Origin of the sequence: Exiguobacterium sp. E4787, from assembly GCF_018618375.1 — a bacterium.
GTDB lineage: Bacteria > Bacillota > Bacilli > Exiguobacteriales > Exiguobacteriaceae > Exiguobacterium > Exiguobacterium chiriqhucha.
Genome location: NZ_JACSLY010000001.1, coordinates 365,113 through 376,940, shown reverse-complemented (window position 1 = coordinate 376,940; position 11,828 = coordinate 365,113). Strand labels below are relative to the sequence as shown.

Annotated in this window: 15 protein-coding genes; 9 read left to right on the top strand and 6 right to left on the bottom strand. The window is 51.3% G+C overall.

All coding sequences use genetic code 11. The annotated features are described in order from the left end of the window. The first annotated feature begins 19 nt into the window (after positions 1–19). Positions 20–529, top strand: coding sequence for a hypothetical protein (locus tag KNP80_RS01960; RefSeq protein WP_251128810.1), 510 nt, complete (start codon positions 20–22; stop codon positions 527–529). A 24-nt stretch (positions 530–553) separates the two neighbouring features. On the opposite strand, the gene dhaM is transcribed toward KNP80_RS01960, so the two are convergent. From dhaM to KNP80_RS01940, 4 genes are all read right to left on the bottom strand, one after another. Continuing rightward, a complete protein-coding gene (dhaM, locus tag KNP80_RS01955) occupies positions 554–922 on the bottom strand; it encodes a dihydroxyacetone kinase phosphoryl donor subunit DhaM (protein ID WP_251128809.1) in 369 nt (122 codons plus the stop codon). Further along, positions 915–1,505, bottom strand: coding sequence for a dihydroxyacetone kinase subunit DhaL (dhaL, locus tag KNP80_RS01950; RefSeq protein WP_214717581.1), 591 nt, complete (start codon positions 1,503–1,505; stop codon positions 915–917). Before dhaL ends, dhaM begins: the two co-directional genes overlap by 8 nt. Positions 1,506–1,528: 23 nt before the next feature. Continuing rightward, positions 1,529–2,506 carry a dihydroxyacetone kinase subunit DhaK gene (dhaK, locus tag KNP80_RS01945; RefSeq protein WP_131471307.1) on the bottom strand — a complete coding sequence of 326 codons (978 nt, stop codon included), beginning with the start codon at positions 2,504–2,506 and terminating at the stop codon, positions 1,529–1,531. A gap of 104 nt (positions 2,507–2,610) precedes the next feature. Beyond that, entirely contained in the window at positions 2,611–2,913 is a 303-nt protein-coding gene (locus KNP80_RS01940) for a PepSY domain-containing protein (RefSeq protein WP_021065576.1), read from the bottom strand. A gap of 136 nt (positions 2,914–3,049) precedes the next feature. Here KNP80_RS01940 and KNP80_RS01935 point away from each other — a divergent pair, with 136 nt between their 5' ends. Further along, positions 3,050–4,123, top strand: coding sequence for a M42 family metallopeptidase (locus tag KNP80_RS01935; protein WP_214717579.1), 1,074 nt, complete (start codon positions 3,050–3,052; stop codon positions 4,121–4,123). A 127-nt stretch (positions 4,124–4,250) separates the two neighbouring features. Next, entirely contained in the window at positions 4,251–5,267 is a 1,017-nt protein-coding gene (locus tag KNP80_RS01930; RefSeq protein ID WP_021065578.1) for a PTS sugar transporter subunit IIC, read from the top strand. A 49-nt stretch (positions 5,268–5,316) separates the two neighbouring features. On the opposite strand, the gene KNP80_RS01925 is transcribed toward KNP80_RS01930, so the two are convergent. After that, the gene (locus KNP80_RS01925) at positions 5,317–5,649 is read right to left on the bottom strand and encodes a hypothetical protein (RefSeq protein ID WP_021065579.1); all 333 of its coding nucleotides are present in this window, start codon (positions 5,647–5,649) and stop codon (positions 5,317–5,319) included. A 114-nt stretch (positions 5,650–5,763) separates the two neighbouring features. Here KNP80_RS01925 and KNP80_RS01920 point away from each other — a divergent pair, with 114 nt between their 5' ends. From KNP80_RS01920 to KNP80_RS01895, 6 genes are all read left to right on the top strand, one after another. Continuing rightward, a complete protein-coding gene (locus KNP80_RS01920) occupies positions 5,764–6,075 on the top strand; it encodes a thioredoxin family protein (RefSeq protein WP_021065580.1) in 312 nt (103 codons plus the stop codon). Between the two features lie 5 nt (positions 6,076–6,080). Further along, positions 6,081–6,872, top strand: coding sequence for a DUF1444 family protein (locus tag KNP80_RS01915; protein WP_214717575.1), 792 nt, complete (start codon positions 6,081–6,083; stop codon positions 6,870–6,872). A gap of 48 nt (positions 6,873–6,920) precedes the next feature. Next, positions 6,921–7,541 (top strand): YtpR family tRNA-binding protein, encoded by a 621-nt coding sequence (ytpR, locus tag KNP80_RS01910; protein ID WP_214717573.1) that lies wholly within the window; start codon positions 6,921–6,923, stop codon positions 7,539–7,541. A 53-nt stretch (positions 7,542–7,594) separates the two neighbouring features. Further along, the gene (locus tag KNP80_RS01905) at positions 7,595–8,566 is read left to right on the top strand and encodes a hypothetical protein (protein WP_214831920.1); all 972 of its coding nucleotides are present in this window, start codon (positions 7,595–7,597) and stop codon (positions 8,564–8,566) included. A gap of 88 nt (positions 8,567–8,654) precedes the next feature. Then, positions 8,655–9,962: a UDP-N-acetylmuramate--L-alanine ligase gene (gene murC, locus KNP80_RS01900; protein WP_214717568.1), complete on the top strand. Its 1,308-nt coding sequence runs from the start codon at positions 8,655–8,657 to the stop codon at positions 9,960–9,962. Between the two features lie 101 nt (positions 9,963–10,063). Next, positions 10,064–10,516: a Dps family protein gene (locus KNP80_RS01895; RefSeq protein WP_021065585.1), complete on the top strand. Its 453-nt coding sequence runs from the start codon at positions 10,064–10,066 to the stop codon at positions 10,514–10,516. A 40-nt stretch (positions 10,517–10,556) separates the two neighbouring features. On the opposite strand, the gene KNP80_RS01890 is transcribed toward KNP80_RS01895, so the two are convergent. After that, positions 10,557–11,669 (bottom strand): aminopeptidase, encoded by a 1,113-nt coding sequence (locus KNP80_RS01890; protein ID WP_214831918.1) that lies wholly within the window; start codon positions 11,667–11,669, stop codon positions 10,557–10,559. Positions 11,670–11,828 lie beyond the last annotated feature (159 nt).

Here is an 11,828-nt window from a genome sequence, read left to right as displayed (position 1 = left end):
GAGAAGGGGGAACATGGGGATGTTGAAAAAAGCATGGGCAAGCCTGCTTGCACTAATCTTCATTCTAACAATCGCACCACTTAATACCTCGGCAAATGAGGCGTTCTTGGACGCCCTTGAAGAGGATTTGAAGGCCACGCACTATGATTACAAAGAAGGAACGGCTGAAATCGTAAAAGAAGAGACGCTCCGTCACTCGAATGGCAACGAAGTCATCGCGGCGGTCGTTGAAATTGATACGGTCCGTGACGGCATCTTCATCACACGTAAGACGGAGTTCCATTACTATGATGCGACGGACAACAAAATCCTCGCAACAGCTGACCTTGCAGAAGTCGAAGGCGCGACTGAATTTGCAGACGCAAACATCGACATGCTCGGACAACAAATCGTCTATTGGTTGCCTGTCTTGATCTTGTTACTTATGATCGCGATTCCGGCTGTCATCTTGTTCGTTGTCGTGCCACGTTTCTACTCGACGACTGAATACATGAACCCGATCTACGAGAAAAACGATAACCCACGTTAAAAAAAGAGCCGCGAGGCTCTTTTTTTATGCCATCTTTAACTGTTCGACGATTTGAGCAACGTCCATGCCGTTACCGGCTGAGACGGAAGCGACGAAGGCACTCTCGACGATTGGACCGTCATAAAACTGGACGGTTTTCTCGCCTTCATACATATCGACGGCCAGTTCGGCGTTCATCGTGGCCGAACCGATATCCGATAAGATGAGTGCCTCTTTGTCGACGGCTTCAATGGCCTCAAGGATTCGGGTCACATCAGTCCCGATGCTGCCGTCTTCAAGCCCGCTCGCTAAATGAATCGGAACGGACGGAGCCATCTCTTTCATCAAGTCTTGAATCCCTTCAGCGATTTTGGCGCTATGGGATACGATGATGATCTCTACGATATCACTCAACCTCCTTCATAATCGCTTTTAAGACGATTGAACTCGAGAGGGCCCCCGGGTCGACGGTGCCGCGAGAGTTCTCACCGAAATAAGACGCCCGTCCTTTCGTGGCGACCATATCCTCAGTCGCACCGACGAGTTGATCAAGTTTCGCGTCAAAGTCGTCGGACTCGTTCAAGTCATTCAAGAACGGATCCCACACATCGACCATCGTCTTTTGGCCAACTTCCGATTTCCCGCGCGCCTTGATCGCTGTCGCTGCTTCGACGAGCGCTTCTTTGACGAGATTGAAATCGGCTTCGGTCGCGTCACCAAATTTAGGCGCTGCCTTGACGAAGGCGGAACCGTAAAGTGGACCGGCTGCGCCACCGACTTTCGACATGAGCGTCATCCCGACTTTCTTACTCAAGTCGCCGAGAGTTGCGTAGTCATCATCGAGGACAGCGACGACCGCTTCAAAGCCACGCGACATATTGATGCCGTGATCTCCGTCGCCGATGGCGCGATCGAGATCGGTCAATGTATCCTTGTTCGCCTCAATCTCTGATTGGGCGTGCCGTAATGCTTGCTTGAATCCTTCAATCGTCAACATTGCATGAACACCTCATTCGTAGATTAGAGTTTGAAACCGAGTGCCGCCGATGGTGCATCGAGATAGCCCGTCAACTCTTCATCGAGCGGCAAGAGTGTGATCGAGAAGCCATGCATCTCGAGTGATGTCATATAGTTGCCGACGTATTTTCGTTTCAATGAATAGCCGGCATCTTCCAATTTTTTCGCGACGAAGTGATACGTCACGTACAGTTCAGATAGAGGCGTTCCGCCCATACCGTTGACCATGACGGCGACCTCGCCGGGGCTGACTTCTTTTTTCAAATGATCGAGCAAGTCATCGACAATCGCATCGACGTTCGTCGTCGGTTTCCGTTCGACGCCGCGTTCGCCGTGAATCCCGATTCCGATTTCCATTTCTTCTTCGTTCAAATCGAATCCAGGTTTACCGCTCACTGGCATATAGCAAGGTTCGACGGCCATCCCCATTGAGCGGACATTGGCCGCGACTTTCTCCGCAAGCGCTTTCACTTCGTCGAGTGATTTCCCGCTCGCTGCGGCTGCACCGGCAATCTTGTGGACGAACACGGTACCGGCGACACCACGGCGGTCTTCTTTATTCGTGATAGCGACATCGTCGGCGACGACGACGTGATCGACTTTAATCCCTTCGGCGTCCGCGAGTTCGGCGGCGAGTTCGAAGTTCATGACGTCACCTGCGTAATTTTTGACGACGAGCAATACGCCGTTGCCGCCATCGGCCGCTTTGATCCCTTCGAGCACCATGTCCGGCGTCGGGGACGTGAACACTTCACCGCATACGGCGGCATCGAGCATCCCATCGCCTACATAACCGGCGTGCGCTGGTTCGTGACCGCTCCCTCCACCTGAGACGAGTCCGACTTTCCCGGACTTGGCCCCGTCGGCACGACAGATGACATTGAATCCTTCCACACGACCGTACAGTTCAGGGTGGGCGTGGACCATACCTTCGACCATTTGTGACACGAGCTCGTTTGCTTCACCGATCAGTTTCTTCACGTGGGATCACTCCTTTTTGAGTTTGAAAAGTACCATATTCAATTTTCCACTCTTTTGGGTGAATTAAACAAAAAAAGTCGGCGAAAATATTCGCCGACCTCATCTCATGCATATTCAAGTAGAGCGCCAGTCTCTGAATCGACTGTGAATTGGTACGTCTTCTCTTCATCGTTCTCGAGAACCGAGATGCCGCCTTTGAAGACGTCGTACTCGCGTCCATCATACGTATAAATCTCAGGTGATGCCGAGATCCATGCCCCTTGGACGTGACCTTTGGCTGAAAATGCACGCTTCGTGTACTCAAGCGCATCCTCGGCCGATAAGCTTCGTTCATCTAACACTTTTTTCGTCATAAGTGCGGCTGCGATGGCAACCCCGATTCCAACTAACCAATATCTTTTCTTCATATGACTACCTCCCCTTGAACTATGGCTATCATGTACATCGTACCAAAACCTGTACCCCATTGGAACGAAAACCATTCGCATCTGTCGAAAAGTTCTGTATATAATGAAACAAGAACGGTTGAAGGGATGGATGGAAATGGAACAAAAAACGAGAGACTTATTCAAGACGTTAACAGAGCTTCCGGGCGCGCCCGGGTTTGAATCAGAGGTCCGCCGGTTTGTTCGCGACCGAATCACACCGCACGTCGATGAAGTCATGACGGATGGCATCGGCTCGATCTTTGGGAAACGAGTCGGCGATGAGGCGGGACCACGCATCATGATCGCTGGTCATATGGACGAAGTCGCATTCATGGTCACCCGAATCACAGAAAACGGGATGCTGTACATACAACCGCTCGGCGGATGGTGGAGCCAAGTGCTCATGGCACAACGATTTGACATCGTGACGGCCGATGGATTGATTCCAGGGGTCGTCGCATCGACGCCGCCGCACTTGCTTGGACCGGAGGCGATGAACAAGCCGATGGACATGAAGCAAATGTTTATCGATATCGGGGCCGATACGAAAGAAGAGGCCGAATCGTGGGGCGTACGTCCGGGTCTACCGGCTGTGCCGACGAGCGAATTCACGCCGCTCAAACATCCGAAAAAAATTATGGCCAAGGCATGGGACAACCGCTACGGCGTTGGGCTCGCCGTCGAGTTGCTCGAAGAGACGACAAAAGCCGATCACCCGAACATCTTGTTCGCCGGGGCGACCGTACAAGAAGAAGTCGGTCTCCGTGGTGCCCAAACAGCAGCCGAAATGATTCGTCCGGATGTCGCGCTCGTCCTCGACGCATCACCGGCCAACGATGCATCAGGCAATAAGACAGAGTTCGGACAGCTCGGGGAAGGGGCACTCATTCGTATCCTCGATCGGGTCATGGTCATGTCTCCTGAGATGCGTGACTTCCTGCTCGATACGGCATCTGATGAAAACATTAAGACCCAGTATTTCGTCTCGCCAGGTGGCACGGATGCGGGTCGCATCCACATGAGCGGGGAAGGGGTGCCGACGGCCGTCATCGGTGTAGCGGCGCGTTATATCCACACGCATGCCTCGATTTTGCATACGGACGACTACGACGCGGCGAAAGCGCTCCTGAAGGCACTCGTCAAACGACTCGATCGCTCGACGATGGAGACGCTCCGGGCTTCACGCTAATTGAACGAAGAACGTCACTCGGGGAGTGGCGTTTTTTTCATATTGAAATTTCACGAGAAACGCTTATACTGATAAAAGTGTGAAGACAGAAACTTTACGACTGACAAGACAGAAAAGAGGAATTTCTATGCTTAAGAAAAAAGGGATTACGCTCAGTCCGTCGCTCTATTTCGTGACGGCTCTCAGTTATATGGCACTCGGATTATTCAGTACGCTCATTATTGGCTTGATTATGAAGACGGCCGGAGGACAGTTGCTTGAGACGAGCCTGTCCGGATTTGGTTCGACACTCATCGAGATTGGTGACGTGGCCATCGGCTTGACCGGGCCTGCCATCGGGATCGCCATCGCCTATGCACTCCAGGCACCACCGCTCATCTTGTTCTCGGCACTCGTCGTCGGGGCGTTCGGCTATGAGTTCGGACCTGCCGGCAGTTATGTGGCGACGTTGCTCGCCGTCGAAGTCGCCAAGCTCGTCTCGAAGTCGACGAAACTCGATATTTTGGTCACGCCGTTCACGACGATCGGCATCGGTTATTTAAGTGCGACCTATATCGGTAAATACGTCGGGTTGTTCATGACACAGCTCGGCACATGGATCGAATGGGGAACGGAACAGCAGCCACTGTTCATGGGCGTCGTCGTCGCGACGTTGATGGGGCTCGCGCTCACGGCTCCGATCTCGAGCGCGGCCATCGCCCTCATGCTCGGTTTGAGCGGGATTGCCGCCGGTGCGGCGACGGTCGGGTGTGCTGCCCAAATGGTCGGGTTTGCCATCACGAGCTATCGGGACAATGGCATCGGAGGCGCCATCGCCCAAGGCATCGGTACATCTATGCTCCAAGTCGGGAATATTGTCAAAAACCCATGGATTCTGTTGCCGCCGACCGTGGCCGGCGCCGTGCTCGCGCCGATTGCGATTCTGTTGTTTGAACTCGAGAGCGTCGCGGCAGGCGCTGGCATGGGAACAAGTGGACTCGTCGGACCGATCGTCATGCTCGAAACGATGGGCTTCAGTTGGTATACGTTCATCGTCGTCTTCGGCTTTTTAATCGTCGGGCCAGCGGTGCTCAGCTACGCCGTCTATCAAGTGTTGGTCCGGATGAACCGGATTCGACCGAACGACATGAAAATCGAATATTGAACATACGAAAGAGAGCGTCCCGGCAAATAAGCGGGACGCTCTCTTTCGTTCACCACCCGAAAAAATTCCGGACGATTTCGACCGTTTCCCGCGGGACGCGGAAGCTCGCGAGGAATAGTACGAGCAAGACGGCATAGACGGGGAGTAAAAAACGTTTTCGAATGATGGGCAGCCTGCGCACAAGACGCTTGCCGACGCGTTCAAGTATGTAAATCACGGCGAATCCGACGACGAGCCAAATGAAAATCTCGCCTCGTGATTTGTCCGTATCGATGAACAAATAACCGTAGCGTAGAATCGCCAACATGCCGATGACGCCGACGAGTTGTTCAAGTGGATGCTTCATTTCTGGATTCAACTGTTCGCGTGTCCATTTTGTCATGACTTCACCTTTTTCACGTAGTCTTCACTCCCGACTATCATAAAACACGAGAGCGGAATGTGACAACGGACTTATGCTATCATGAATGAGGAAAAAAGAACAGGAGTGGTGAAGATGAAACAACTGACAACGATGAACGAATATACAGCAGCGAAACAAGGGAAGAGCGTCCTCATGTTTTCAGCAACGTGGTGCGGCGATTGCCGTTTCCTCGACCCATTCATGCCGGACATTGAAGCGAAGTTCTCAGACTGGTCATTTTATTACGTCGATCGTGATGAATGGATGGAGCTTGCGCAAGAACTCGACATTTTCGGAATTCCAAGTTTCGTCGCTTTCAACGGCGGACAAGAAGTCGACCGCTATGTCGGACGCGAACGGAAGACGCCGGAGCAAGTCGAAGCCTTCCTTCATGGGTTAGGGTGATTCAAATGGAGCGGAATGAATTACGTCGTCATCTCGAAAGTAAGTTCACTGACGGATACCGGACCTCGTACGACCGCGAGAATGAGGTGTTGCGCATCGAACGGGCGACCGATCGATTCGGCGTCAACATCCGTCTCGCCCCGCTCGTAGCGAAAACAAAAGTTCGAGGGGAAATCGCTGTCGATGAGGTCGTAGACTACATCAAGACAGCGCTCACCGCGGACGATGACATTACATTAGCGGGTAATGAGGCTAATCTTTATCCTGTCATCCGTTCTGCTTCGTTCTCGACCGAGACGAAACGGGGCGAGACATTGGCGATGACGCCGCATACAGCTGAGACCGCCGTCTTTTACGCCCTAGATTTGGGTAACGGCTATCGATTGATTGAAGAGCGACATTTGGGCGGAATGACGCTCGAACGCCTTGATGAGTTGGCGCGGAATAACGTCAAAAAATTACCGACCGATTTAAAAGAAGATACCGTTGCCGGCAACACGTTCTATTTCCTGGCGGCACGGGACGGCTACGAGGCGTCACGTATCTTGAACGATGACTTTTTACGAGTTATGGAACGCCGCATCGAAGGCGATATGCTCGTCGGAGTGCCGCACCAAGACGTCATGATTATCGCGGACATCCGCAACGATCAGGGTTATGATGCGATGCAACAGCTCATGTTCGACTTTTTCACGAACGGTCGGATTCCGGTGACGGCTCTTTCTTTCCATTATGAGGCTGGCGTACTCGAGCCAATTTTCATTGTCGGAAAAAAGAACCCACCAACCGACGCATAATCTGCTAAACTATTTGTGTCTAGTTTGAAAGAAGGGGCGTTTTTACGTATGCAAATCAATGCTTTTTATAACCGTGAAGGAATCGGCGATGTCCTCATGGTCCTGTTAAGAGAAGGCGATCGCCATCATCAAGTTGTTGAACGGAAAGACGATGTCGCCATCGTTAAGTCGACGACAGGGAAAGTCAATGGCTACAACGTGTTCAACGCGAGCAACTATTTTGATGTCAGCGATTGGCATGGACCGGTCGAATTGACGGCCGAATTGATTGAGACGCTCGGTGTCATCTTGCGCAAACAAAATATCGAAGCCGAGTTGTCGGGCGTGGACTTCACCCCTAAATTCGTCGTCGGCTATGTCAAAGAAGCTGAGAAACACCCGGATGCCGATAAATTGTCGATTTGTCAGGTCGAGACTGACCAAGGTATGGTCCAAATCGTCTGTGGCGCACCGAACGTCGCGGCCGGCCAAAAAGTCGTCGTCGCGAAACCGGGGGCAGTCATGCCATCAGGTTTGATTATTCGCCCGTCTACATTACGTGGTGAGAGCTCACACGGGATGATCTGTTCGGCGCGTGAATTGAACTTGCCTGATGCACCGCAAGAAAAAGGAATTCTCGTATTAGATGACGAATATGAAGTAGGTAAAGCATTTGAAATCGGTCGCTAAACTCGACCGATTTTTTGCTAAATAGGATTGAGTGAAAAAGCGAGGAATCAAGTATGGATGCATATGAACGTTCATTAAAACAGCAAGCAGACCGAATTCGACGCGAACTATCCCAAGAAGGGAAGAAAGGTGCGCCTGCACCGAAGCCCGAGCCGAAGGATGAATTTGTGCCGTCGGATGTACCGTCTCCGATTTATGGATACGCCCGACCGAAACCGAAAATCATCCTGCCGACTGAACATTCTCCGGAGACGCGAGACGATTCAGCGATGCGTCAAGCGAAGCGAGTGGCCGTCCCAGACGAGGAAATGTCAGAGGCGGTGCCGCCAAGCGTAGCGCCTGAGCCTGAGAACGAACCGGTAATTGATTCTGTAGATGAGTCGGTGATGGAGTCAGTAGACGAATCCGTTGTTGAATCAGTAGACGAATCAGTGGACGAATCAGTGGACGAATCAGTAGATGAATCGGCGCCGGACACGGACGAAGCGACGACGCCACAGTCCGACTTTGATGTCACAGCGGACGAACTGCCAGTAGCAGAGACGCTTGAGGAAATGGTGGCCGAGCAAACAGAGTCACCAATCGAAGCGTCGATTATTTCCACAGAAACGTCGGAACCGATTGATGAGAGTCCGACCGACTTGGAAGATGAGCAGGATGAATCAGACACAAAACCGCTCCTCGGGGAAGTCTCGATTGTAGAGAGCGGATTTGCTTCGGTCTTCATGGGGTCGACCGATTTGAAATCGTCAAAGATTGCCGTTCGTGAAGAAAAACAAGATGTGACCGAACCATCGTTGCCGACTGAAGCATCGGTCGAGACGGTGGCACCGATTGTTGAGGATGTTGCGAAAACATTACAGTCGGACGAACCGGTCGATGTGCCTGATGAAGAAACATTGACGCCCGCCATGGGCGTGTCATACAAAGCGGATGGCCCTCCGCTCAACGTCATGATGACACCGCAAGACCGGATGGCGATGTACAAGAGTCGCCGATTGGCTAAAAAAAACAATAATCTGTAATAGCATGACTCCGGTAGTTTTGCTATAATGACAAAGGTTTGTCGCATTTTTGAAACAGACCGCAATGAATTAGGGGGGCTATTTACAGATGAACCGTTATCACTTCGTCGGAATTAAAGGAACGGGCATGAGTCCTTTAGCTCAAATTTTAAATGACATGAATAATGAGGTCCGAGGTTCGGACGTTGACAAAGCATTTTTTACTGAAGAAGCATTGAACCGTAAAGGAATTGAAATCCTTCCGTTTGACCCTGAAAATATTACTGAAGGGCAAATCGTCGTCCAAGGTAACGCCTTCACAGACGATCACCCTGAAGTTGTTCGGGCACGTGAACTCGGATTGACGATATACAAGTACTATGAGTTTCTAGGCGAGTTGGCTGACCACTATACTAGTGTCGCCATCACTGGATCTCACGGGAAAACATCGACGACAGGTCTGTTGGCCCACGTCATGCGTGGCATCGAGCCGACATCATTCTTGATCGGCGATGGTACGGGTGAAGGTGTCGAAGACTCGAAAAACTTCGTCTTCGAGGCTTGTGAGTATAAGCGTCACTTCTTATACTATCGTCCGGACTATGCCATCATGACGAACATCGACTTTGATCATTCTGATTACTTCTCAGGACTCGATGATGTCATCGACGCATTCCAAGAGATGGCCAAGCAAGTGAAGAAAGGCATCATCGCTTGCGGGGATGACGAAAATCTTCAACACATTCAAGCGAACGTGCCAATCGTCTATTACGGTTTTGGCGCTCATAACGACTTCCGCGCCGAGAACGTGAACTCGACGGATAACGGGACGACGTTTGACGTGTATTTGCGTGACGACTTCTATGGGACGTTCCGGATTCCAGGATACGGGAACCATAGCGTCTTGAACGCACTTGCCGTCATCGCGACATGTGACTACGAGAACTTACCGAAAGAGTTGGTCAAAGACCGCCTCGAGACGTTCAACGGCGTGAAACGTCGTTTCAGCGAATCGACGCTCGGAAGCCAAGTGTTAGTGGATGATTATGCCCACCATCCACGGGAAATCAGTGCGACAGTGGAAGCGGCGCGTAAAAAATACGTCGGCCGTGAAGTTGTAGCTATCTTCCAACCGCACACGTACACGCGTCTTAAATCATTCATGGATGATTTCGCTGCGGCATTAGCCGAAGCGGATGCCGTTTACTTGTGTGACATCTTCGGTTCGGCTCGCGAACAAGAAGGTACGGTCACGATTGAAGACCTGCAATCGCGTATCGAAGGCGCGAACGTGTTGAAGCGCGGCGGAACGCAAGTGCTCCAGGCACATGGCAATGCCGTCCTCCTGTTCATGGGGGCTGGGGACATCCAGACCTATCAACGCGAATATGAGAAACACGTCCAACTTGAAGCGTGAATCGAGAGCGAACGGCTGATGCCGTTCGTTTTTTTGTGTTTAACATCGAGCTAAGACGGTAATAATACTAGCGACTGAATTTGGAAAAGGAGATGTTAAGGATGGCAAGTCAAGGCGCACTAAACACATTGAACAAAGAGGTAGCCAACTATGGCCTCTTATTCGTCAAACTGCACAACTACCATTGGTACATTAGCGGCCCTCACTTCTTCACGTATCATGAAAAATTAGAGGAACTGTATAATCTGGTCGCCGAACTGTACGATGACGTGGCGGAACGTCTATTGATGAACGATGGCGAACCGTATGCGACGATGAAGGAGTATCTCGAACATTCGACGCTGCAAGAAGGGGACCGCCACGCGGATACCGAGCAGATGATCAAAGATGTCATCAGCGACTTCAAACAGATTCGCCAAGAGATGCAAGACGCGATGGAGAACTTCGAAGACGGGGACGAAGCCATCGAGGACACATTCGTGTCTCATATCGAACGACTCGAGAAAGAGATTTGGATGATGTCGGCTGCACTCGGCAAAAAGACGAAGCTGTAACGAAAAAACAAGCGTGCCGCCATCGGCACGCTTGTTTTTGTTATTTCAAGTTCTCTGGGTTGAGTGGCAAGAGCGAGTCGACGACGAAACGACCGTCCTTACGAATCAAGACGTCATCGAACCAAATCTCACCGCCGCCGTAATCAGGGCGTTGGATATTGACAAGGTCCCAATGGATTGACGAGTTGTTGCCGTTATAAGCGTCGTCATACGCCTGACCCGGTGTAAAGTGGAAACTGCCGTCGATTTTCTCATCGAACAAGATATCCTTCATCGGATGTTGGATGTACGGGTTGACGCCGATGGCGAACTCGCCGACGAAACGTGCCCCTTCGTCCGTATTGAACACTTCATTGATTCGGTCTGTGTCGTTCGCTGTCGCATCGACAATCTTTCCATCTTTGAACGTCAACGACACGTTCTCGAACGTGAAGCCGTGATACGGTGACGGCGTGTTGTACGTGATGACACCGTTGATCGAATCTTTGACCGGCGCTGTGAACACTTCACCGTCCGGAATGTTCATTTGGCCAGAACACTTGATGGCCGGAATGTCTTTAATTGAGAACGTGAGGTCCGTCCCTGGTCCTTTGATTGTGACACGGTCGGTCGCATTCATGAGGCTGACGAGCGCGTCCATGGCCCGGTCCATCTTACCGTAGTCGAGTGTGCAGACGTTGAAGTAGAAGTCTTCGAACGCCTCAGTCGATTTACCAGCGAGTTGTGCCATCGACGGCGATGGATAACGGAGCACGACCCATCTCGTTCCTTTGACGCGGTCCTCGGTATGCATTTTACCGATAGTGGCCCCGACGAGTTTTTGTTGCTCGGCCGGAACGTCTGACAGTTCGTTGATGTTGTCACCGGCACGAAGGCCGATGTAAGCGTCCATCGCTTGCATCTGTTTGCGTTCGATATCGGCCATGAGTTCGAGCTGTTCCCGGCTCGCTCCCGTATAAAGTTTGCGCAAGATGCGGCTCTCTTTCAATAAGACGAACGGATGCCCCCCAGCCTCATACGCCTTTTCGACGAGCGCTTCGACAAGCGATTCCTCGACGCCGAAATTTTCAATGAGAACGCGTTCCCCCGGTTTCAATTCGACTGAATAATTGATTAATCCATCAGCGAGTTGCGTGATTCTTGGATCTCTCATACGAACACCCCTTTTAACTTTTTTAAATTTATTTCTATTTTAGTGTAATCGAAAACATAAAAACGGGTAAAGGAATAATCAGACCGGATGGCGAAAACGGTTGTGACAAATCTTTTGAGTCATAATGGTGCTATAATGAAACCACCACATTATCGAATA

Excerpts from the sequence above, each read along its gene's own strand:
- KNP80_RS01905 (WP_214831920.1), top strand. The coding sequence starts at position 7,595 with ATGGATGCATATGAACGTTCATTAAAACAGCAAGCAGACCGAATTCGA.
- KNP80_RS01960 (WP_251128810.1), top strand. The coding sequence starts at position 20 with ATGTTGAAAAAAGCATGGGCAAGCCTGCTTGCACTAATCTTCATTCTA.
- KNP80_RS01925 (WP_021065579.1), bottom strand. The coding sequence starts at position 5,649 with ATGACAAAATGGACACGCGAACAGTTGAATCCAGAAATGAAGCATCCA.
- KNP80_RS01935 (WP_214717579.1), top strand. The coding sequence starts at position 3,050 with ATGGAACAAAAAACGAGAGACTTATTCAAGACGTTAACAGAGCTTCCG.
- KNP80_RS01890 (WP_214831918.1), bottom strand. The coding sequence starts at position 11,669 with ATGAGAGATCCAAGAATCACGCAACTCGCTGATGGATTAATCAATTAT.
- dhaL (WP_214717581.1), bottom strand. The coding sequence starts at position 1,505 with ATGTTGACGATTGAAGGATTCAAGCAAGCATTACGGCACGCCCAATCA.
- KNP80_RS01930 (WP_021065578.1), top strand. The coding sequence starts at position 4,251 with ATGCTTAAGAAAAAAGGGATTACGCTCAGTCCGTCGCTCTATTTCGTG.
- KNP80_RS01895 (WP_021065585.1), top strand. The coding sequence starts at position 10,064 with ATGGCAAGTCAAGGCGCACTAAACACATTGAACAAAGAGGTAGCCAAC.
- KNP80_RS01940 (WP_021065576.1), bottom strand. The coding sequence starts at position 2,913 with ATGAAGAAAAGATATTGGTTAGTTGGAATCGGGGTTGCCATCGCAGCC.
- murC (WP_214717568.1), top strand. The coding sequence starts at position 8,655 with ATGAACCGTTATCACTTCGTCGGAATTAAAGGAACGGGCATGAGTCCT.
- KNP80_RS01915 (WP_214717575.1), top strand. The coding sequence starts at position 6,081 with ATGGAGCGGAATGAATTACGTCGTCATCTCGAAAGTAAGTTCACTGAC.
- KNP80_RS01920 (WP_021065580.1), top strand. The coding sequence starts at position 5,764 with ATGAAACAACTGACAACGATGAACGAATATACAGCAGCGAAACAAGGG.
- ytpR (WP_214717573.1), top strand. The coding sequence starts at position 6,921 with ATGCAAATCAATGCTTTTTATAACCGTGAAGGAATCGGCGATGTCCTC.